The organism is Pseudonocardia sp. Ae150A_Ps1 (assembly GCF_001932315.1).
In the GTDB taxonomy this organism is placed as follows: domain Bacteria; phylum Actinomycetota; class Actinomycetes; order Mycobacteriales; family Pseudonocardiaceae; genus Pseudonocardia.
On sequence record NZ_MCIJ01000001.1, the window covers coordinates 3007568 to 3028144 of the forward strand.

Here is a 20577-nt window from a genome sequence, read left to right on the forward strand (position 1 = left end):
CACCCCGCACCCGTGGTGCGGGGTGGGACGGCCGCTCAGCGCTCGACCACGATCTTCCCGACGGTGCGGCCGGACTCGACCAGCCGGTGCGCCTCGCGCACGGACTCCGCGGTCAGGCCCTGCAGGCGCCGGGTCTCCGTCGTCCGGAGCTCACCGGCGTCGACCAGCCGGGCGACCTCGTCGAGGATCTCCCGCTGCACGGTCGACCCCGGCTCCGACAGCGGGCGGGTGAACATCAGCTCCCAGTGCCACGACTGGCTCTTCGCCTTGAGCGGCAGCGTGTCCAGCCCCTCCGGCTCGTCGATCGCGACGACGGCGCCGCGCGGGGTCAGCAGCTCGGCGTAGGCCTCGACGTTGCCCGCCGAGACCGGGGAGAACACGTACTGCACGCCGTCCGGGGCGACCCGGCGCACCGATCCGACGAGATCGTGGTGGTCGGCGATCTCGTGCGCGCCCATGCTCCGGGCCCAGTCCGCCGACTCCGGGCGGGAGGCGGTGCCGACCAGGGTGAGGCCGAGCCGCCTGCCCAGCTGCAGCACCATCGACCCGACGCCGCCCGCCGCCGAGACGACGAGCAGGGTGCCCGTCGCACCGTCGCCGACCCGCAGGTGGTCGTGCAGGCACTCCCACGCGGTCAGCGAGGTCAGCGGCAGTGCGGCCGCCGCGGCGAAGTCCAGGGTGGACGGCTTGCGGCCCACGATCCGGGAGTCGACGAGCTGGCGGTGCGCGTTGCTGCCCGGACGGTCGATCGCGCCGGCGTAGTAGACCTCGTCGCCGGGTGCGTAGCCCTCCACCTGCGGTCCGGCCTCGACCACGACGCCGGCGGCGTCGAACCCGAGTACCTTCGGCCCGCCGGACGGGTCGAACGACGACCGCACCTTGCCGTCGACCGGGTTCACCGAGACCGCGCGGACGTCCACGAGCAGGTCGTGCGGGCCGGGCGCACCCACCTCGGTCTCCGAGTCGACCAGCGCCCCGGGATCGTCGATCGGGAGCGGGCGCGGTGCGACGACGGCGGGAACGGTAGCCATGGCCCGACGCTAACGCCGGCCCGCGTCGCCCGCGCGGCACGCGGGCCCCACCGTCCGGACGGGCAGGATCCCGACCACCGGCCGTGGTGCGACCGGGCGGGGGCCGCCTAGCGTCGGGGGTACCCGAACCGCACTGGAGCGCCCCGATGATCGGAACCGACCGGCTCAGCAACGACCTCGCCGGCTGGCTGGACCGCACCCTCGTCCGCCCCGGCCTGCTCCCACCGGAGCGGTTCGAGGACGCGTTCGTCGCCTGCGTGACGAGCGCCGCCAAGGATCCCGAGGCCCCGGACGACGCCTGGCTCGCCTTCTACCGCAACACCCTCGACGCGCTGGCCGGCGAGCCGGAGCCGGGCGGGACGAACGCGGAGATGGCACCCGTGCACGCGCGGGCCCGGTCGCTGGTGGTCGGCGACGACGTCCTGGAGCTGGGCTGCTGCTTCGGGTTCCTGTCCCTGCAGCTGGCCCGCGACGGCCACCGGGTGACCGCCACCGACCTGACCGGCGGGACCGTCGACCTGCTGACCCGGGTCGCACCGCAGCTGGGCGCGGACGTCGAGACGCACGTCGCCGACGCCCGTGCGGTCGCGCTGCCCGACGGCTGCGCCGACACGGTGTTCGCGGTGCACCTCATCGAGCACCTGTCCGAGGCCGAGGGCGACGAGGTGGTCGCGGAGATGCTGCGGCTCGCGCGCCGCCGGGTGGTCGTCGCCGTCCCGTTCGAGGACGCGCCGAACCCGGCGTGGGGACACGTCCGGGTCTTCGACACCGACGTCCTGCAGCGGATCGGGGAGCGCACCGGCCGCACGTCCACGGTGTCGGAGCACCACGGCGGCTGGCTGGTGATCGACCTCTGACCCGTGGGGCCCGCGACACGGGCCAGTCGTGGGAGAACCGCCACGACGCGGCGGTCCGGCGCGTGTCCCCCGGGTCCGGCCAGGACGGGGAGGTCACCTGGTCGGCCGCGCCCCCCCCCGACACCGTCGACCAGGTGACCCTCCCGCTGCGAGTGGGTCGCCGCCGACCCGGCACGACCCGGGAGCCGGACTCACCGCGTCGCCCCCGCCTCGGCGGCTCACCACTCGCCGGTAGTTCACTTCAGCGAACACGATTCGGGGTGCGTGTCTGCTGTAGCGAACAACCTGTGATTGAGACTAGAGACCGGCGATCCGTTGTCAACCCCGTGGGCTGCGCTGATGTTCCTGTACCGTCGACAGGACACCCGGAGCGGGTGACGCTCGCACGTCACCGGGAGCGAACATTTCATTCATCCGTTCCGCCACCGGGTGCGACGAGGGGACGAGCTCACAGGAAGGGGCCTTCTGTTGGACGCGGCCGAAGGGCGGGATCGCCGGCCCCAGGACTTCGCAGGCCAGCTACGACGCCTGATCGCAGTCCTGCATCCCCCCGGTCGGCCGGCGCTGAGCGACAGGGCGATCGCTGCGCGGGTGCGCGAACTGGGAGGTTCGATCTCACCGGCCTACGTCGCCGAACTGCGCAGCGGGGCGAAGACCAATCCCAGCCTGGCACACGCCCGCCAGCTCGCTGCGGCCTTCGGGGTCTCGGCCGGCTACTTCACCGACCCCGAGGTCTTCGAGCGCGTCTCGGCCGAGCTCGACACCATCGAAGAGATCAACACCAGCGCCAGCGGGAACACGTCGCTCGTCGAGCTCGCCACGCGCACCGCGCAACTCGATCCGGACGAACGGGCAACCCTGGCGGCCCTGGTCGAACGCGAACTCGCAGCGCGGAGCCGGCCACCGTCACCGGACTCGGAGGACTGAGACGGTCGCGTCGCCTGCTGCCTCGTCCCGCGAGCGGGGCGGGGGCGGACGCCGCGGGGAGGGGGTGGTCGAGGAGTGGCTCCCGACGCTCCGGGACCGGCGTTGCCGGCGCGGATCGAGGCGCTCGTTCGGGAGAGTCCCCGGCTGCGCGAGGCGCTCCCCGCAGGGGCGTCCGACGCGTTCACGGTGGTCGCGGACCGTCTCGCCGGGGTGGGGGCCGGAGCCGCACGGGCGCTCGCCGGCCTGTGGGTGGCAGCGGCGGAACGCGCGATCACGTCACCGCGGCCGGTCACGGGAGACCTCCGCGCGCTGTCGCTGCTGGCGTCGGCTCTCGGCGTGCCGGAGGACTACTTCAGCGACTCCTCGGCCGCGGAGTCGTGGCACGCACGCCTCACCGCGGACCGGCGGGCGTCCCGCGGCGGGACGGGGTTCGCCGGGCCGTGCCGTACCCGTCCGCGCGCGGAGGAGGACGTCGCCTTGATCCACCGCCGTCTTCACGATGAACTGGACCGGCGAGCCGGACCACCGGGTACGGGACCCGGGTGAGGCCCCCCGGGCCACGGCCGGGAACCAGCCCACCCGTCACGCCGCGCGCATCCGACGAAGGGACCCTGCCGATGCCGGCCACCGAGACAGGCCGAGATCACGCGCAGCTGCACGACGTCGCCAGACGCCGCCTGCGCGATCTGGGCCTCAGCCCGCCGCTCGACACCGACGCCCTGCGGACCGCCCTCGAGCAGGACCGTGGGAGCTCCATCGCACTGGTCCCGACCGACGAACTCCCCATGGGGTCGGCCTTCGGCGTCACCGGCAGCAGGCCCGGCATCGACGTCGTTCTGTACGAGAGACGGACCACCCCCTCCCAGCAGCAACTGATCATCCTGCACGAGTTCGCCCACATGCTGCTGCGCCACCCACCGTCGTCCGTCCTGCACACCGCCACCGAGCCGGGCGCCTTCCGTGAGATCGACGCGGCCACGGTCGCCGCGGTCCTGGGCCTGCGGGACGATCCGGGCGGAGAGCAGCGGCCGGACACCGGATCGCACCGTCGACGCCGGTGGCGCCGCCGCTCCGGCGACACGACCGCCGCACCCGCGGCCGGGAGCCTGTACGCCGGCGTCGAGGAACGGGAGGCGGAGATCCTGGCGACCATCCTGCTGGGATGGGCTCCGGGCCAGACCGGACACGTTCCCTCCCGTCCCCGGGAAGCCCTCGGCGAGTTCCTCTCCGCGCCCGGAGCGTGGTGAGCCGGGTGCCCGTCGAGCTCGTCGTCACGCTGGCGATCTACGCCGTCCTATGGCAGGGCTACCGGATCCGGCAGCGGCTGACAGGATTCGGTCAGACCGCCCTGCTGGTCAGCATCATCACGGCCGTCGCGAATCCCGCACTGCAGCGCATGATCGAAGCCGGCTGGTTCGGCGAGGTCGACGCGGGGGCCGCGCGCTTCTACGGTGCCGTCATCGTCGTCGCCGGCACCGTCGCGATCTACCTCTTCCGGCTCGCCGTCGACGGTCACGGCCCCACCGACACGCGCACGATCCGCTTCGTGGTCCCCAGCGCGGCCCTGCTCGCGATCTGGACCGGCCTGTTCACGCTGGCGACCGTGCGTGGCGACACCATGCTCTACGGACCGGCCGCCTTCGCACACACACCCGGGCTGCTCTACTTCGCCACGACCGGCCCGTACCTGTTCCTGGTCCGTCTGCTGATCGTCGTCTGGATCGTCCGCCGCACCCGGAGCGACGACGTCGGGTCCGCCCTGCGCTGGGGGGTGCGGGTCGCCGGTCTCGGGCTCCTGACCAGCGGCACGGTGTCGTTGCTGCGCGCGGTTCCACCGATCATGATCCTGTTCGGTGGTCCGGTCACCGCGGCTCCCGGGTGGATGCTCTACGTCGCCTCGACCGTCGGCAGCCCCCTGATCTTCGTCGGTCTGTCGTTCCCCCTCCTGGCCGACCGGCTGGCGGCGCTGCGCGCCTGGTGGCGCGACCGACGCGCGCTCCTCCAGATCGAGCCACTGTGGACACTCAGCGGTACCGCGTACCCGGACCTGGTGCTCCCCGGCACCGGCCCCGTCGGTTACCGCCTCCAACGACGACGTGTGGAGTGCCTCGACGCCGTGGCTCGCGCCACCGCCCCCGCCGACGGGCGGCCGGCGGACGATGCCGCCGCCGTCGACCGGCTCCGGACGGCGATCGACGTGGTGGAGCGGGAGCATCTCGGTGGCCGGCGACTCTGGGCGGCCCTGGGACCGCACCGCGACCCCGGTCCGGCCCCGGGCGTCCCGGCCGACGGCGCCGACGGTTCGTCACCCGGCGAGCAGGACCTGCTGCGGCGGCTGGCCGACACGGTGCGGGCGGACGACGAGCGGTATGTGAGCGCACCCCGACCCCGTGACGAGGAGTGAACGAGCCATGTCGAGTCCCGACCACGTCGTCGCCGGTGCCGTCGTACGCCCCGGTGCCGGCCGTCCCGAGATCCGCGACGGCGCGGTGCTCGTCCGGGACGGTCACATCGTCGCGGTCGGGACGACCGCGGAGGTCGCCGCGCAGGCGTCCACCGACGCACGGCGGACCGACCTGCCCGGGTGCACGATCATGCCCGGCCTCATCGACGGGGCGGTACGCCTGTCGTTGTCGGGCGGTCCGACGCCCTACGACGACCTGCCCCGGGACCGGCACGCCGGCACCCTGCACGAGCGGGTCGCCACAAACGCGGAGCAGGTCCTCCGGAGCGGCGTGACGACCGTCCGGGACGTGGGCGAGGCCGACGGAGCCGTCCTGCGGTACCGGCGCGAGGTCGAGCACGGCGGTCTCGCGGGCCCTCGCATCCTGTGCTCGGGCGCGCCGCTCACGATCCCCGGAGGGGACGGCGCCCTGCTCGGCGGCGAGGTCGACGGCGACGAGGCCCTCCGCGAAGCGGTCGGCGAGCGGGCCGCCTCCGGGGCCGAGTTCGTCACCTACCACGACAGCGGCGGCTATTTCCCCGGCGAGTGGCACCGCAGGGGCTGGACGACCCACTTCACCCCGGACCAGTGCTCGCTGATCGCCGACCGGGCCCACGAGGACGGGCTGCGGGTCTCGGCACACACCTACGCCGCCGACGGAGCCCGCCATGCCGTCGCCGCCGGCGTCGACGTCGTCGACCATCTCGTGTGGATGGAGGCCGAGGGGCGGTTCGGCCGCGACCCGGACGTCGCCGAGCTGATGGCCGAGCGTGGCATCGTGGCCTGCCTGCCCTCTGCCTCCAACCGCCGGCACATGGTCGAGCGGCACGGCGAGCAGGCCGCGTACGACCGCTGGTACTCCCGCTACACCTGGCTCGACGGGCTCGGCGTCCAGCTCCTGATCGGCAGCAACGCGGGTGTGACGACCTCACCGTTCGGTGACTACGTCTCGGCACTGGAGACCTACGACTGGCTCGGCTTCGGCGAGCGGACCCTGGACATCGCCACCGGCGACGCCGCCCGCGCACTCGGGATCGACGCCGTCACCGGAGCGCTCGCCCCCGGGCTCTCGGCAGACCTCGTCGCGGTACACGGCGACCCGGCGGCCGACCTCGGGTGCCTCCGATCCGTCCGGCTCGTCATGGCCCGCGGGGACGTCGTGGTGTGACAGCGTCCCGTCCGGGGCCCGGCAGGCACTCCGTTCACCGGGCTCCCGCCCGGTCCCGCCCGCCGTCGCTGCTCGGGAAGACGGTGGCCCACAAGGGACCGGCGACCAGCCAGACGACCGCGACCACCGAGGCGGTACCCAGCCAGGACCACATCGGATCGGCGGACCACGTCGTCGGCGCGGGGACGCCCTTCCCCCGGCTGCGGTGAGCACCCCCGAGGATCACGGCGGTGAGCCCCCAGGCGGCGACGACCTTTCCGTACTCCCGCCACTCGTACCGCATGCGGGCCCGTCCGCCGCGCGGTGGCTTCGCCGGCGACGGCCCTCCCGCGAAGCGGTGCGCGAACCGCGCATCGGCCCACCGGACCAGCGAGTGCCCGAAGGCCACGGTGACCCCCAGGTAGAGGGCGGCCAGCCCGTGCACCCGCGTGGGTTCGCCACCCGTCGCGAGGTCGGCGGTCGCGGACGTGACCAGCACGACGTCCATCAACGGGACTCCGAGCAGCAGGGCCGCACCGAGCCGCCCGCGGCGGAGCACGTACCGAGCGACCAGTCCGCCCAGCAGGAACAGCCAGAAGCCGATCTCGGACGCGCCGATCAGCCAGAGCAGCGGCTCGCCGAGCAGTGATCCCGTCATGGCCCGAGCCTGCCCCGTCGACCCACCCCCGTCGTCACTCGCAGGACCGATCCCGGCGTACACCGTTCGACGGACGCGGTCCGCACCGGACCGTGCTGTGATGGCCGGTGTGATCGCACGAGCGGCCGGTACCCGCACCGGCGCGGTCACGTGGTGGCGAGGGGCCGGGGTGGGGGCGGTCTGGTTCGCAGTCGGCCTCCTGCTGGCGTGGGCCCTGCCCGACATCCGGGTCGAGTGGCGGGGTTCCGCCGGGGCCGGACCCACGCCGGCCTCGGTCGTCGCGCTCGCCGTGGCCTCCGCCGGTACGGTGTTCCGCCGGATCCTCCCTGCCGCCGGGCTGGTCCTCGGTGCCCTCGCGGTGCTCGCAGGCCCCCTGTGGGGAGAGCGGACCGAGCTCGGCACGCTGCTGGCCTTCACCGACGTGCTCTACTGCGCCGTCCGGTACCCACGGCGGGAGGTCACCCGTCTGGTCGTCGCGGCCACGGCGGCCACGGTGGCGGGTCTCGCTGTCGCGGCGCTCGTCCTCGGAGGAGGGCGCACGGCCGTCTTCAGCATCGTCAACCTGCTCCTCGTCGCCGGTGTGCCGCTCGTCTGGGCACTCGAGGTCCGGCGGCACAGCGACATCGCGGAGGCCGAACGCGCGAGGGCGGCCGAAGCCTCGCGGGCCGCCGTCCGGGAGCGGGACGCGGCGGTCCGGGCGGAGCGGGCGCGTATGGCACGCGACCTGCACGACGTCGTCGCCGGCCGGTTGTCGGCGATCGCCCTGCAGTCCGAGGCGGCCCTCCAGCCCGGCGTCGATCCCGAGCTCACCCGCCGGGTGCTGAGGACCGTGCGCGAGTCCGGGGTCGCCGCCCTCGGCGAGATGCGGACGATGATCGGCCTGCTCCGCGATCCGGACACCGCTGATCAGCCGTCCGCGCCACCCACGCTGTCCGAGGTCGACGAGCTGGTCGAGGAGGCACGGGCCGCGGGCCTCGACGCCCGGATCACCGACGGCCGCTGTGCGGGCCTCCTGCCGACCCCGGTCGAGCTCACGGGCTACCGGGTCGTCCAGGAGTCCCTGACGAACGCGGCCAAGCACGCCGCCGGTTCCCGGGTGACGGTGCATCTGGACGTCGCCGGAGCCGCGACGGCGTTGCGCATCGAGGTCCGGAACGGACCCGGCCACGCCACCCACGGGCCGGGGCTGCACGGGGGGACGGGCCTGACCGGGCTGGGTGAGCGGGTCGCCGCCGTGGGAGGAACATTCACCGCGGGCCCGGACGGCGACGGCTGGCTGGTCCGCGCCGCGTTGCCGATCGGCGAGGGCCGTCCGGCATGACGGTCCGGGTGGTGGTCGTCGACGACCACGAGGCGGTGCGCACCGGGCTGGTTATGATCCTCGGGTCGGCGCCCGACATCGACGTCGTCGCGGAGTGCGGGGACGGGCCGGCCGCGGTGCGCGCGGCAGCCGAGTACCGGCCGGACGTCGTGCTGATGGACGTCCGGATGCCCGGGATCGACGGCGTCGAGGCGACGCGCCGGATCCTGGCGGCCGGCTCGGCCCAGGTCCTCGTGCTGACGACGTTCGACCTCGACGAGTTCGTCGACGGTTCGCTGGCGGCCGGCGCCGCCGGGTTCCTGCTGAAGTCCGTCGACGCGACCCGGCTGGTCGAGGGCGTGCGTGCCGTCGCCCGCGGGCAGGGTGTGCTCGCGCCGGAGGTGACCCGCAGGGTCATCGCCCGCTACGCCTCCCCGTCCCGCCGCTCCTCGGACGTCCCCGGTCTGGAGCGGCTGACCACACGGGAGCGCGACGTGCTGGCCGGGTTGGGACGCGGCCTGTCGAACGCCGGGCTGTCGGCCGAACTGACGATCTCGGAGGCGACGGCGAAGACGCACGTGTCCCGGGTGCTGACCAAGCTCGGGCTGCGGTCCCGCACCCAGGCCGCCATCGCCGCCCAGGACGCCGGGCTGCTCTGACCGTCGCGCCCGCCGCCGGGCCCTCAGCTCACGGCCAGCGTCCGCAGCTGCGGCCAGACCTGCGACCAGGGACGGTCCATGCCGTCGCCGAACCAGATGCGGTCACCGTCCCCGATCTCGGCGACCGGCCGCAGCCGGACGCCCGCCGGGGCGAGCGTCGTGGGATCGCGGCCGACGAACAGGACGGCGTCCCGCTCGTCCGGCGGTGGGTCGAAGTACCCGTAGCTCCGGTTCCCGCCGTAGGAGGGCGGAAGATCGAGGGCCGGGTCCGCCGTGTCGAGGTAGGCGGAGTGGACGTAGGAACCGCTGTAGACCACAGCTCGCTCCCGCTGGTCCTCGGGAAGCGCGGCGTAGGCCCGGGCGACCTCGGCGGTGACCCGGTCCGCGTACCCCGGATCGGACCAGGCGGACCCCGCCGGCAGCACACCGACGGCCAGCAGCACCGCCAGCCCCGCCACCGGCAGGACGGCCCGGGACGGCCACCGGATCCCGGTCCCCAGCAGGTGCTGGATCCGGACGGCGCCGAGTGCGGCGCACACGGCATGGACACCGCACAGGTAGTACGGCCGCCCGACGGTCACGGCGAAGAAGATCCACAGGAGCAGGAAGGCGACCGCGAGATACCGGTGCGGACGCAGGTGGGGCCCGGTGAACGCGGCCACCAGCCCCACGACGATCAACACTGTCGCGAGAGGACCCGACACCAGCACCAGCATGGCTGCGCTCGGCCCGGCACCGCCGAACAGGAACGCCTCCTCCGCGACGACCGCGCCCATCCCCAGCTGTGGCCATCCGTGCACCGCCTGCCAGACCATGGTCGGCGACGCGATCACCGCTCCGGTCGCCGCCGCGCACCAGAAGGCCGGGCGTCGCAGCAGGTCCCGCGGCCCGACCGCGGCACACGCCAGCACGAGCACCACACCGAGCAGGACGACCTGGAACCTCGTGAGCGCCGCCAGCCCGAGGACCGGGCCGACGGCCAGCAGCAGCCGGTCGTCGCGGATCCGGTTCCAGCGGGCCGGCAGCCACAGGACGACCAGCCACTGGAGGGGTTCCAGGGAGTACGGGGTCAGGTAGTGGCCGAACATCGCCGCGACGACCCCCGTCGCCTGTGCGAGGGCGGTCAGCACCTGGGCCCGCCGGGAACCGCCGAGCTCGCGCGCGATCAGCGCCGCGACGACGACGGCGCCCGCCGTCGCGAGCGACGGCACCACCCGCAGCATCCCGTTCACGCCGGGCGCGACGAGGTCCGCGAGCCGGGCGAGCGCCGGCGCGAGCGGCGGCTGGTCCGCCGAGCCCCAGGCGAGATGGTTCCGGCCGAGGGCCACCATCAGGGCCTCGTCGAAGTAGAGGCCGCGCCCCAGGGCACCGACCACCAGATGTACCGCGGCGACCGCGGCGGCGACCGCTCCCACCGCTGTGCGGGCGAACGGCGGCACCGCCGATCCGCCCCGGACCGGAGTCGGCGAGGTCATGACCGCCTCGGAGGGAGGGCCCGGTGCCGCACCGACCTCAGGTCTCCGTCTCCCGCACGAGGGCACGATGGAAATCGGAGGCCCCGGGACCACCGGTGCGGTACGGCGACACCCACTCACCGACGTGCACGTCATCCGGGGTCGTCAGCGTGGCGGTGATCCGGTAGTCCGGGTGCACACCGTCGTCGGACGGCTCCCACGCGAAGTCGATGTCGATCCGGTCGCCCGCGGCGACCTGCCGTCCCTCCGTCCAGAGCGGCGCGTAGACGGGCAACCAGCTGGTCTCGTCCCGGAGGGTGTCGATCACCCGGACACCGTCCGCCGTCTGGAGCCGGATCCCCAGGACCAGCCCGGTGAGCAGTCCCGGCCGGCTCACGGTCGTCGTGACCCGGTCGCGGCCCGCGAGCACCGGTCCGGTGTCGAAGCGCAGGTCCTCCACCTCGGACGGACCGGACAGCAGGACCGGGCCGAGATCCCCGTAGAGACACACCCGGAAGTCGAAGGCCCGGCCGTGCGCCTCGTACATGGCCTCGACATAGGGCACGGTCTCCGTGGCCAGGCACGGGGCGTCGCCGGGGAGCAGGCCGTCGACGGTCGCAGCCGACACGGTCGTCGTGCAGCGCAGCGGCACCGACGTCCCGCCCGGCTTCAGGTACCGCCGGCGCACGTCGTCCAGGACCGACGCGGTCCCCTCGCTGCCGCCGATGCACCCGATGATCTCCGAGATGCAGACGTCGACCCGCTCGGGCAACTCGACCGTGGTCGAGTGCCCGGTGAGCACGGTGATCCGGTCGGACATGCCCGCGGCCGCGATCGCCTCGCGGGCCAGCTCGACGTAGACGGGCAGCTCCTCGATCGCGTACACGTGCCGTGCCCCGGCCCGCACCGCGGCGATCGACCACAGTGCGTGCTTGCCCGGGCCGATCTCGACGACGGTCCGTCCGGGAGCCACCCGCGCGACGGCCTCGGCGTAGGCGCGGTTGCGGACCTCGTCACCGGACATCGCGTCGTACATCGGCGCGTCGTAGACCGGATGCTCACCGACGCACGGCACCAGCACGTGGCCGTTGGTGTACTCCGGGCTCTCCGGGTCCGCGGCAGCCGAACGCACCCACAGCGTCCGGTCCCCCGCGCGGACCGCCGTCTCCCCCACCGTCACCGTCATGCCGTCACCCTCCGGAGAACCAGGACGGCGTTGTGCCCGCCGAACCCGAACGAGTTGCTCATCACCACGTCCACGTCGTGCTCGCGAGCCTCGTGCGCGACGAAGTCCACGTCGTCCTCGATCGGCCGGTGGCAGTTGATCGTCGGCGGGACGACACCGGTGCCGATCGTCCGGACCGCTGCGATCGCCTCGACCGCGCCCGCGGCGCCGATCATGTGCCCGGTCATCGACTTCACCGAGCACAACGGGATCTCGCCGAGCCGGGCGCCCAGCACCTCGCGGAGGCAGTCCAGCTCGTTGCGGTCGTTGAGCCGGGTGGAGGTCCCGTGCGCGTTGACGTGGTCCACCTCGTCGGGGCGGACCCCGGCGTCGTCCAGCGCGGCCCGCATGGCCGCCCGCACCCCGACCCCGTCCGGGTGCGGGGCGGTCCAGTGGTGGGCGTCCGAGGTGCCCGCGTAGCCCGCCACCTCGGCGAGCACCGGTGCCCCGCGGCGCAGCGCGTGCTCCAGCTCCTCCAGCACGACGATCCCGGCGCCCGCGCTCATCACGAAGCCGTCACGGTCCTCGTCGAACGGGCGGGAGGCGGCGGTCGGGTCCCCGGTGCGGCGGGACAGGGCCTTCGCGTTCCCGCTGCCGGCGATGTCGATCCGGGTCAGGCAGTCCTCGGCACCGCCGGCGATGACCGCGTCCGCCCGGCCGGAGCGGATCCAGGCGGTCGCGTCGCCGATCGCGTCGGTCCCGGTGGCGCACGCGCTGCTGATCGCCCGGCTCGGGCCGCGCGCCCCGACCGTCATGCTGATCTCGCCGGCCGCGCTGTCGATCGCACCGGTGATCGGCGCGTACGGGCTGATCCGGGCCGGACCCCGCTCCCGGATCGTCACGGCCTGGGCCTCGATCGAGTGCACGGCACCGTATCCGCTGCCGACCAGCACGCCGAGCCGTTCCGGCAGGACCTCGCCCTCCTGCAGCTTCGCCGACTCGACCGCCTCCAGGGCCGCGTACACGGCGTACTGCGCGTAGACGTCGAGCCGCCGGCTCACGCTGCGGCGCATCCGGAGGTCGGGATCGAAGTCCCGGACCTCGCCGGCGATCGTCGTCGGCAGGTCCGTGGCGTCGAATCCGGAGATCGTCGCGATCCCGCTGCGGCCGGCCACCAGGCCCGCCCAGGTCTCGTCCACGGTGTGGCCGAGCGGGGTGACGGCTCCGCAGCCGGTCACCACCACTCGTCGACGGTCGTTCACGATCGTTCCCCCTCCTCGGAGCAGTGGACGTCCGCTACCGGGCGGACCGGCACGTCACCGGCCGGCACGAGGCCCTCGACCGGGCTGTCGTCGAGCGCGACCGGGACCCGGACCACGGCGGGCCGCCCTCCCTCGGTGATCCGCAACGCCCGCTCGACGGCCGGCCGGAGCCCAGCCACGTCGGACACCGTCACGTGGTCGACACGGTCGTGGACCGGTCCCCCGGCGCCCGGCCGGGCGAAGACGGCCCGTTCCGCCGGGGGTACGTCGTCGAGCTGGCGTTCCAGCCACCCGTAGCCGCCGTTGTCCAGGACGACGTAGAGCACCCCGAGACCGGCCGTCACCAGCGGCGGGAGCTCGACGTCGACCATGGCCAGGGCGCCGTCACCGACGACCGCCACGACCTGCCGGTCGCCGACCGCGGCCTTCACCCCGGCCGCGGCGGCGGCCCCGCAGCCCAGGGGCGTCTGCTCGGACGGCACCACCGAGCCGCCCGCTGAGCCGCAGGACCACGCCGGCCAGTGGTAGGTCCACATGTCGGCCAGGCCGTTCTCCTGGACCAGGACCGCATCGCGGTCCAGGCAGGCGGCCAGCGCGTCCAGCACGTCACGCACCCGCGGGGGCGCCCCCGGCGCCGTGGGCCGCCGATCCGCGGTGGACTCCGCGATCGCGCGGTCGCGGACCCCGGCGGCACGGACCAGCCAGTCCGGCACGGCCCCACCCCCCGGCCGCGTCCAGCCCTCCGCGACGGCGGCGGCGTCGCCGACGACCACCGGGCCGTCGAACTCCACCGAGAACTCCCGTGGGCTCCGGTTCACCTGCACCACGGGCACTTCGGTGCCGATCCGGGCGGGCCAGCCCTCCACGGCCGTCTCCTCCAGGCGCGACCCCAGGGCGACGACGCAGTCGGTACGGGCCCACAGCTCCGCGGTGGCAGGCGGGGCGTACAGACCGGACAGCCCGACGAACCGCGGATGGTCCTCGTCGACCGAGCCCCGGCCCGACGCGGTCACCACGATCGGCGCGCCCAGCGCATCCGCCAGTGCCTCGGCCCGACCGGCAGGCGCGTTCCGCATCCCGCCGCCCACCAGGAGCAGCGGACGTCGCGCCGACCGGACCGTCCGCGAGGCCGCACCGTCCGGGTCGGCCGGTCCCACCGCGTCATCACCGCTCCTCGGCAGGAGCGTGCGGACCGGCACCTCGGCGGCGAGCAGGTCGTCCGGGATCTCGAGGAAGACCGGCCCCGGAACCGGACCGGTCGCCGTGCGGATCGCGCGCACCAGCTGCGGGACCAGGCGTTCCGGGGTGTCGACCCGGCCCGCCCACGACACCAGCCCCCGGACGGCCCCCAGCTGGTCCAGCTCCTGGAACGCGCCGGCGTCCCGCCGCGCCGCCGGTGTACCGGCGGCGAGCACCAGCACCGGCGAGGCCGACGCAGCCGCCTCCAGCAGGCCGGTCGCGGTGTTGGTGACCGCGGGCCCCTTGCCCACGACGGCCACACCGACGCCCCCGGCCGCGGTCGCGTACCCGGTGGCCATGAACACCGCGGAGCGCTGGTCGGCGCAGGTCACCAGGACCGGCCCGGTGCGTCGTCCCCGGAGCGCCCGGACCAGCGCGACGTCGTCGGCCGGGAGGCCGAACAGGGTGTGGACCCCCGCCCCCTGCAGGACGTCCAGGACCGCCGCCCAGGCACCGTGGACGGTGGTCGCCGGGGACGGGACGGCGGCTGCCGATCCGGTCACGGCCGCCTCAGCCATTGTTCGCTCCCGCCGTCGCCGGTGCCGTGAGGTGCTCGGCGACCGCCTTGGAGAGCAGCAGCGGCTCGGCGCTGCGCCACTTGCCGCGGGCCAGGTAGCCGGCGACGATGCCGCGCCCACCGAACGCCACGTTGCCGTCGTCGGCGTCGAGCAGCGTCGAGTTGACCGTGACCTCGTGCCGGCGTTCGAGCCTGCGGACGAGGTCCGGGAGATCCCCGTAGACGCTCGCCCCCATCGCCCGGTCGGCGCACCAGGGGGAGAAGAGGAGCCGATCCAGCTCCGCGGCGTCGCGGTACCGGACCACGTTGAACACCGGCGCGAACATCTCCTCCGCGACCCCCTTGGGGTGCGGGGGCAGGTCCAGGACGGTGGGCCGCAGATGCAGGTCGGCGACGTCCACCTCGCCACCCGCGACGATGTGCTCGGCGTGCCTCTGCAGGTAGTCGAGCGCGTCGGCGAACGCCTGCCGGTAGAACATGGACCCGTAGTCCGACCCGTCGTCCCGGTACCCGCCGTGCCGCAACGCGGTCGCCCGGTCGACGAGCCGGTCGAGGAAGGGCCCCGCGACGAGATCGTCCACCGCGATCACGTCCGGCCCGAAGCAGTCCTGCCCGGAGTTGAGCATCCGCACGGACACCAGGGCGTCGACGGCGGCGTCCAGATCAGCGTCCGGTCCGACGACGAACGGGTTGGCCCCCTGGCCGTAGAAGACGAAGAGCTGGTCTGGTCGGAGCCTCCCCCGGACCGACTCGGCGTTCTCGTACCCGCCGGTGAACACGACGAGGTCGGCATCGGCGACCGGGCCGGCACCGAACCGGCGCTGGCTGACGTCGCAGAGCTCGAAGGGCAGGTCGAGCTCGTCGGCGAACACCGCATGGAGCGCGGACGTCGTCTCCGCGATGTGCCGGGACGGCCGGAACGTCGCATGGCCGACGTAGAGCGAGGGCACCAGCAGGTACAGCACGTAGGCGTAGAGCGGGATGTTCGACGGCATGTACACGGCGCTGCGCCCGACCGCGCCCGGGGCGTGCCGGCCGACCTCGCCGGCGGCACCGTCGAGAGTCTCCAGCGCCACGTCGATCTCGCCCTGCACGGTGCGGTGGTGGGAGATCCGTTCCAGGAGCTCGGAGATCTCCGGGCGGCGTCGCCGGATCAGCGCGGCCGCGGCGTGCACCAGCGCCAGACGGTCGGGTCGGGCCAGGGCGGCGGCCTCGCCGGGCTCGGGCGCGGCCGGCGGCGCACCGGTGTCCCTGCGACCGACGGCGAGCTCGACCTCCACCGTCCTGCGCAGCGTCGAGGTGTCCACCTTCCCGTTCGAGGTCAACGGGAACTCGTCCACGACGACCATCTGGTTGGGGCTCTCGTGCGGGGCCAGCACCTCGGCGAACACCCGGCGCCAGTACCGCGGGCCGCGACCCGACGGATCGGCGACCGCGAAGACCAGGTCGCACCCCGTCCGCTCGTCGTCGAACGGCAGCACCCGCACCGGGCAGCCCTGTCGCTCCGCCCTGGCCGCGAGGGACTCCGGGTAGAGGGTGTGCCCCAGCCGGTGGACCGCTCGGCGACGCCCCACGACGCGCAGGGTGCCGTCGGGGTCCAGCCGGCCCAGGTCTCCGGAGCGGTAGGGGCCCCGGGGGACGGGCCGGATCCCGCCGTCGGCGTCCAGCAGCCCGGTCATCAGGTCCGGGGTGTCGACGACGACCTCGCCCTCCTCGCCGACGGGTACCGGCTCGCCGTCCACGTCCACGATCCGGACCTGCACCCCGTCCAGCGGGCGGCCGCAGCCGCCTGGACGGTCGGGTCCGGCGAGCGCGATGTTGCCCGTCTCGCTCGCGCCGTAGCCGTCGAGGAGCGGCCTCCCGATGCGCAGGGCGAAGCGCTCGGCCAGGGTCGGCCCGAGCGGAGCACCGCCCACGCACCACAGACGGACCCTCTCCAGACCGCCGGCGCCCCGGGCGTCGATCAGTCGCAGGAGACTGTGGAACGTCGGCGGGGTGGCGTCGACGACCGTCACCCTCGCTTCCGTCACCGCCTCGAGGGCCCGGTCGCCGCGGTGTGGCGGGCGGATCACCATGCCCGCGCCGGTCGTCCACCACAGGAGGACCAGTGACATCCCGTACTGGTGGGTGAACGGCACCAGCGGCAGGAGGACGTCGGCGTCGGTGTACCCCATCCGCTCGGCCGAGCGACGGGTGTTGTCCAGCACGGACGCTCCGGAGCGGACCACGCCCTTCGGCTCGCCGGTACTGCCCGAGCTCCAGACGACCACGGCGTCGTCGCGCTCGGCCCACGCCGACAGGTCGAGGGTGTCCGGGGCGCCCGGGCCCGGATCCGGGGGTGGGCCGAGGCGAACCTCCGGACCACCGTCCCGAGGGGCCCCGTTCGCCTCCCACAGGAACCCGGCGGCGGCCTGCCGGGTGGACCTCGCCAGCGTCGCGGGGTCGGTACGGCCGTCCACCCGGACGATCGAACAGCCGAGATGGGCGGCGCCGAGCAGACCGACGACGAGCTCCTCGGAGTTCTCGCCGGTGAGCACGACACGGGATCCGGTGGTGGCTCCCGCCCGCTGAAGATCGGCGGCGGCGGCCCGGGCCCGGCGGGCGACCCTGGCGCGGTCCAGCGTTGAGCCACCGGACTGTGCGGCGGCACGGGGTCGATCGAGCATGGTGTCCCTCTCGGATGCGCGGGCGCACGGCCCGCGAGAGCGGTGTGTCGGGCGATGTCAGTGGCGCCGTCGGCGCACGGGGACGGAGCGGTGGCCGCGCAGCGGGGCGGGTGTCCGCTCGCCGGCACCGGCCGGTTCGAGCTCGGGTGCCAGGTCCAGGAACCGATGGACGAATTCCTCCGCCTCGATACGGGCGAGCCCGGCACCGAGGCACAGGTGCGGTCCGGCACCGAAGGCGAGCAACCGGGTGTCGGCGCGGTCCAGGTCCAGAGCGTCGGGCTCCGGATGCACGCCGGGATCGAGATGCGCGGCGCCCAGGTGCACCACCACCCGGCTCCCCGCCGGGATGCGACGGCCGGCCAGGTCGACGTCCCGGGCCGCGCAGCGGGTCGTCATCTGGACCGGGGTCTCCCGCCGCAGCGGCTCGGTGACCAGCGCCGGCACCCGCTCGGGTACGGCGGCCGCACGGGCCGCGAGACCGGGATCGGCGAGCAGCTCGTACACGGCCGAGGACAGCAGGTTCGCCGTGGTCTCGTAGCCCGCCGACCACAGGAGGACCAGGTTCGCCAGCAGGTCGGCGCACTCCCCGACGTCCCCGACGTCGCCGGTCGCGGCGACCGCCGACACGAGGTCGTCCCCCGGCTCGGCGCGCCGTCGCCGGACGAGCTCGGCGAGCCGGACGTGCAGCTCCTCGGTCGCCCGGTCCGCCTCCGGCAGTGTGGTGCCGCCGAAGTCGTCGGCGATCGCACCGGTGACGGTCTCGACCCGGACGCGGAACCATTCCCCTTCCTCGCGGGGCAGGCCGAGCAGGTCCCCGATCACCCGCACGGGAAGTTCCCGGCATGCGTCGGCGAGGTCGGCGGAGTCCTGCGACAGGAGCGCGGACCGCGTGCGGTCCAGCGCCTCCCCGGCGGTGACGGCCACCGCGCCCCGCGCCGCGCGGACCCGGCGGACGGAGAACGCCCCGGCGAAGCGGCGCCGACGCGACCGGTGCTCGGCCCCGTTGCTGTTGACCATCTCCCGCATCAGCGAGCGCAGGGCCGGATGCTCGGACCAGGTCGGCCACACACCCGCCAGGTAGGCGGCATCCTCGCTCCACAGGTCCTGGTGGACGAGTGCCGCGGCGGCAGCGGTGTGTCCGGTCGCCAGGACGGTGTCGCCGACGACGTGCACCGGGCCGCGGTCGTGCAGGACCGCCGCCGCCCGGCCCGGGTTCTCCTGCACCCCGGGCCAGAGCAGCGCGCCGGCCGCGGCGCGCACCCGGCGGTCGGTGACCGTCGGGGCGGTCATGCCACCGCTCCGGCCCGGTAGGGCGCGAGCAGGTGCCCCGAGAAGCCCTCGTCCATCCCGATCGACCGAAGGTGCTTGTGCAGGACGTCGACGCTCATCCTGCGGAAGTCCGGGCCCGGCCCGGCGAGCTGCTCGTCGAGCTGCAGGGTCAGCGGCACGGCCTGTTCCAGGACGTCGCGGATGTCGTCGCCATAGCCCTCCTGTATCCCGGTGCGCAGCGCGTGCACCCCGAAACCGATGTGCCGGGACTCGTCCCGGCACATCGCGGTGAAGGCGGCACGGACACCGGGAAGGACATCGAGCCCGCGCAGCGACTGCACCAGGACACGCTGCCCGACCAGGGCCAGGACACCCTCGGTGAGCAGGTGGAACAGCACGCAGGAGCGCAGCCAGCTGCCGTAGTCGAGCGGCCGGGTCAGCAGATCGCGGACGAGCCTGCCCTCGAGCAGGGCGAGCTCCCGGTGCGCCGGGGCGGACCGCTCCCAGGCATGGGCGAGCATCCGGCCCGGATCGGGATCCAGCCCGAGGAGCTCCTCCCCGAGCCGGAACATGAGGTGGGCGTGCCGGGTCTCGTCGGCGATCTGCGTCCCGAGGAACAGGGAGTAGGTCTCGTCCGGTGACCCGGCGAGGATCGGTCCGAGCATGTCCAGACCGGTGTACTCCCCGACAATGAAGGTGATCACCGCGTCGTCGACGGTCTCCCTGATCCGGGCGGGCAGCCGGTCCCGGCCCGCACGGTCCTGGTCGAGCACGACGTCGACGGCGGACCACTGCTGCCGCTCCCACTGCCGGTAGAGGTCGGGCGGCGCCGGCCTGCCGGCGATCACCTGGTCGGCGTGCGTCAGTACCGCCTCCGACGGCAGGCCGGACAGGTCACGGACGCCTGCCTCGTCCATCGCCAGCGTGCTCCAGCGATTCGGCACGGAAATTCCCCCCATGAGCACTCGAACAGTTGCCGAGAAAACCGGAATTCATCCGGCGGAGATGCCCGTGACACTCCCCCACAGCCAACTCGGAAGGAGCGTAGAAATCACACACAAGCGCAGTCAACGCGGCACCGGAAGGAGAATGGACTGGTCCGGAACGCTTCCGGTTCCATAGTGTGATCTACTTCATATTAGCCTGTTCCGAGCCGGAAAGGACAGGCACCGTCACTCCCGTCGCTCCGGCCCGGAGCGGGGGGAACCGGGCCGGGCCGGACGCATCAGCACCGCCGCAGGGGGACGGGAGACCATCGGATGCTGGGCAGGCTCGTCGCGCTCGAGGCACCTACCGAGTGCGACTTCATCACCGTCGCGGAGTGGCTCGCGCCCACGTCCGCCGTCGCCGTACTGACCGGGGACTCACGGGAGCGCGTGACGGCCGACGGGCTGTCCGCCGCCCACCGCGACGGGTCGATCGACTTCTGGATGGTCCGACCGCTGACCGGCACCGACGGCGATCGCCGTCATGTCGGGGTAGTGAACTCCCGGCGCGTCGGCGGGGCGGGGACGTTCACCATCGGTGGCGCGGTCGCCGATCCCGGACGGTGGTCACAAGGACTCGGCGCCGAGGCATTCGGACTGCTCGTCGACCATCTCTTCCTCCAACAGTGCGCACACCGGGTGCAATTCCAGACGGCCCTGTACAACCGCGGCATGATCGAAATGCTGACCCGCGGAGGATTCGTGCTCGAGGGAATTCTCCGCGACCACCATTTCCTGGACGGCGATTACCATGACGCCACGATATGGTCGATCCTGCGTGCCGAGTTCGAGTCGCACACAGCGGATCCGCGCAATCGTGCGCTCTATCCGGTCACCGAGTCCGTCGAGGCCGACGACAAGCGCCGGGCGGTGAAGGCGATGACGGACTACCTGGATCGCGCGGCAGGCGCCCGGGCCGTCACCTCGTGGAACTCCTTCGTCACCCGCAGCGAGAGCCGTCGCGCCGTCTGACGGCCCGTCGCACGACCGAACCGAC

The 20577-nt window shown here is 73.9% G+C and carries 18 protein-coding genes; 9 read left to right on the forward strand and 9 right to left on the reverse strand.

Translation table 11 applies throughout. The features are described 5' to 3' along the window. Nucleotides 1–35 precede the first annotated feature (35 nt). Nucleotides 36–1031: a zinc-binding alcohol dehydrogenase family protein gene (locus Ae150APs1_RS13870; RefSeq protein ID WP_075297985.1), complete on the reverse strand. Its 996-nt coding sequence runs from the start codon at nucleotides 1029–1031 to the stop codon at nucleotides 36–38. A 146-nt stretch (nucleotides 1032–1177) separates the two neighbouring features. On the opposite strand from Ae150APs1_RS13870, the gene mftM reads away from it, so the two are divergent. The 6 genes from mftM to Ae150APs1_RS13900 all read left to right on the forward strand — a co-directional run bounded on the left by mftM (nucleotide 1178) and on the right by Ae150APs1_RS13900 (nucleotide 6426). Further along, nucleotides 1178–1888, forward strand: a complete 711-nt coding sequence (gene mftM, locus Ae150APs1_RS13875) for a mycofactocin oligosaccharide methyltransferase MftM (protein WP_075297986.1) — start codon at nucleotides 1178–1180, stop codon at nucleotides 1886–1888. 468 nt (nucleotides 1889–2356) lie between these two features. Next, nucleotides 2357–2815 carry a helix-turn-helix transcriptional regulator gene (locus Ae150APs1_RS31210; RefSeq protein WP_170918088.1) on the forward strand — a complete coding sequence of 153 codons (459 nt, stop codon included), beginning with the start codon at nucleotides 2357–2359 and terminating at the stop codon, nucleotides 2813–2815. 75 nt (nucleotides 2816–2890) lie between these two features. Further along, nucleotides 2891–3361, forward strand: a complete 471-nt coding sequence (locus Ae150APs1_RS13885) for a hypothetical protein (protein WP_139316905.1) — start codon at nucleotides 2891–2893, stop codon at nucleotides 3359–3361. 71 nt (nucleotides 3362–3432) lie between these two features. Further along, complete coding sequence (locus Ae150APs1_RS13890; RefSeq protein ID WP_075297989.1) at nucleotides 3433–4062, forward strand: hypothetical protein; 630 nt, start codon at nucleotides 3433–3435, stop codon at nucleotides 4060–4062. Further along, nucleotides 4059–5219, forward strand: coding sequence for an MAB_1171c family putative transporter (locus tag Ae150APs1_RS13895; protein ID WP_075297990.1), 1161 nt, complete (start codon nucleotides 4059–4061; stop codon nucleotides 5217–5219). Before Ae150APs1_RS13890 ends, Ae150APs1_RS13895 begins: the two co-directional genes overlap by 4 nt. A 7-nt stretch (nucleotides 5220–5226) precedes the next feature. Further along, nucleotides 5227–6426: an amidohydrolase family protein gene (locus Ae150APs1_RS13900; protein ID WP_075297991.1), complete on the forward strand. Its 1200-nt coding sequence runs from the start codon at nucleotides 5227–5229 to the stop codon at nucleotides 6424–6426. Nucleotides 6427–6460: 34 nt separating this feature from the next. On the opposite strand, the gene Ae150APs1_RS13905 is transcribed toward Ae150APs1_RS13900, so the two are convergent. After that, a complete protein-coding gene (locus Ae150APs1_RS13905) occupies nucleotides 6461–7063 on the reverse strand; it encodes a hypothetical protein (RefSeq protein ID WP_075297992.1) in 603 nt (200 codons plus the stop codon). 100 nt (nucleotides 7064–7163) lie between these two features. Here Ae150APs1_RS13905 and Ae150APs1_RS13910 point away from each other — a divergent pair, with 100 nt between their 5' ends. Together Ae150APs1_RS13910 and Ae150APs1_RS13915 are read left to right on the forward strand one after the other, a co-directional pair. Beyond that, a complete protein-coding gene (locus tag Ae150APs1_RS13910) occupies nucleotides 7164–8384 on the forward strand; it encodes a histidine kinase (protein WP_083703222.1) in 1221 nt (406 codons plus the stop codon). Beyond that, nucleotides 8381–9022 (forward strand): response regulator transcription factor, encoded by a 642-nt coding sequence (locus tag Ae150APs1_RS13915; RefSeq protein ID WP_075297993.1) that lies wholly within the window; start codon nucleotides 8381–8383, stop codon nucleotides 9020–9022. The genes Ae150APs1_RS13910 and Ae150APs1_RS13915 overlap by 4 nt, the downstream gene beginning before the upstream one ends. Before the next feature lie 23 nt (nucleotides 9023–9045). Here Ae150APs1_RS13915 and Ae150APs1_RS13920 read toward each other — a convergent pair whose 3' ends face one another. Genes Ae150APs1_RS13920 through Ae150APs1_RS13950 form a run of 7 tightly spaced genes read right to left on the reverse strand, consistent with a single transcriptional unit; the run spans nucleotide 9046 to nucleotide 19538 of the window. Continuing rightward, entirely contained in the window at nucleotides 9046–10497 is a 1452-nt protein-coding gene (locus tag Ae150APs1_RS13920; protein ID WP_075297995.1) for a glycosyltransferase family 39 protein, read from the reverse strand. Nucleotides 10498–10534: 37 nt separating this feature from the next. Next, nucleotides 10535–11662, reverse strand: coding sequence for a 50S ribosomal protein L11 methyltransferase (locus Ae150APs1_RS13925; RefSeq protein WP_075297997.1), 1128 nt, complete (start codon nucleotides 11660–11662; stop codon nucleotides 10535–10537). Then, nucleotides 11659–12903: a beta-ketoacyl-ACP synthase II gene (gene fabF, locus Ae150APs1_RS13930; protein WP_075297999.1), complete on the reverse strand. Its 1245-nt coding sequence runs from the start codon at nucleotides 12901–12903 to the stop codon at nucleotides 11659–11661. The genes Ae150APs1_RS13925 and fabF overlap by 4 nt, the downstream gene beginning before the upstream one ends. Then, the gene (locus Ae150APs1_RS13935; protein ID WP_075302095.1) at nucleotides 12900–14645 is read right to left on the reverse strand and encodes a thiamine pyrophosphate-binding protein; all 1746 of its coding nucleotides are present in this window, start codon (nucleotides 14643–14645) and stop codon (nucleotides 12900–12902) included. Before Ae150APs1_RS13935 ends, fabF begins: the two co-directional genes overlap by 4 nt. A gap of 7 nt (nucleotides 14646–14652) precedes the next feature. Next, nucleotides 14653–17325, reverse strand: coding sequence for an aldehyde dehydrogenase family protein (locus Ae150APs1_RS13940; RefSeq protein ID WP_075298001.1), 2673 nt, complete (start codon nucleotides 17323–17325; stop codon nucleotides 14653–14655). A gap of 57 nt (nucleotides 17326–17382) precedes the next feature. Further along, complete coding sequence (locus Ae150APs1_RS13945; RefSeq protein WP_075298003.1) at nucleotides 17383–18615, reverse strand: cytochrome P450; 1233 nt, start codon at nucleotides 18613–18615, stop codon at nucleotides 17383–17385. Beyond that, the gene (locus Ae150APs1_RS13950) at nucleotides 18612–19538 is read right to left on the reverse strand and encodes a hypothetical protein (RefSeq protein ID WP_212567209.1); all 927 of its coding nucleotides are present in this window, start codon (nucleotides 19536–19538) and stop codon (nucleotides 18612–18614) included. The genes Ae150APs1_RS13945 and Ae150APs1_RS13950 overlap by 4 nt, the downstream gene beginning before the upstream one ends. Before the next feature lie 315 nt (nucleotides 19539–19853). Here Ae150APs1_RS13950 and Ae150APs1_RS13955 point away from each other — a divergent pair, with 315 nt between their 5' ends. Further along, nucleotides 19854–20552 carry a GNAT family protein gene (locus Ae150APs1_RS13955; protein ID WP_075298005.1) on the forward strand — a complete coding sequence of 233 codons (699 nt, stop codon included), beginning with the start codon at nucleotides 19854–19856 and terminating at the stop codon, nucleotides 20550–20552. Nucleotides 20553–20577: the final 25 nt, after the last annotated feature.

Bases quoted from the DNA above. Each gene is read 5' to 3' on its own strand.
- Ae150APs1_RS13870 (WP_075297985.1), bottom strand. From the start codon at position 1,031: ATGGCTACCGTTCCCGCCGTCGTCGCACCGCGCCCGCTCCCGATCGAC.
- mftM (WP_075297986.1), top strand. From the start codon at position 1,178: ATGATCGGAACCGACCGGCTCAGCAACGACCTCGCCGGCTGGCTGGAC.
- Ae150APs1_RS13890 (WP_075297989.1), top strand. From the start codon at position 3,433: ATGCCGGCCACCGAGACAGGCCGAGATCACGCGCAGCTGCACGACGTC.
- Ae150APs1_RS13900 (WP_075297991.1), top strand. From the start codon at position 5,227: ATGTCGAGTCCCGACCACGTCGTCGCCGGTGCCGTCGTACGCCCCGGT.
- Ae150APs1_RS13905 (WP_075297992.1), bottom strand. From the start codon at position 7,063: ATGACGGGATCACTGCTCGGCGAGCCGCTGCTCTGGCTGATCGGCGCG.
- Ae150APs1_RS13910 (WP_083703222.1), top strand. From the start codon at position 7,164: ATGGCCGGTGTGATCGCACGAGCGGCCGGTACCCGCACCGGCGCGGTC.
- Ae150APs1_RS13915 (WP_075297993.1), top strand. From the start codon at position 8,381: ATGACGGTCCGGGTGGTGGTCGTCGACGACCACGAGGCGGTGCGCACC.
- Ae150APs1_RS13920 (WP_075297995.1), bottom strand. From the start codon at position 10,497: ATGACCTCGCCGACTCCGGTCCGGGGCGGATCGGCGGTGCCGCCGTTC.
- Ae150APs1_RS13925 (WP_075297997.1), bottom strand. From the start codon at position 11,662: ATGACGGTGACGGTGGGGGAGACGGCGGTCCGCGCGGGGGACCGGACG.
- Ae150APs1_RS13940 (WP_075298001.1), bottom strand. From the start codon at position 17,325: ATGCTCGATCGACCCCGTGCCGCCGCACAGTCCGGTGGCTCAACGCTG.
- Ae150APs1_RS13945 (WP_075298003.1), bottom strand. From the start codon at position 18,615: ATGACCGCCCCGACGGTCACCGACCGCCGGGTGCGCGCCGCGGCCGGC.
- Ae150APs1_RS13955 (WP_075298005.1), top strand. From the start codon at position 19,854: ATGCTGGGCAGGCTCGTCGCGCTCGAGGCACCTACCGAGTGCGACTTC.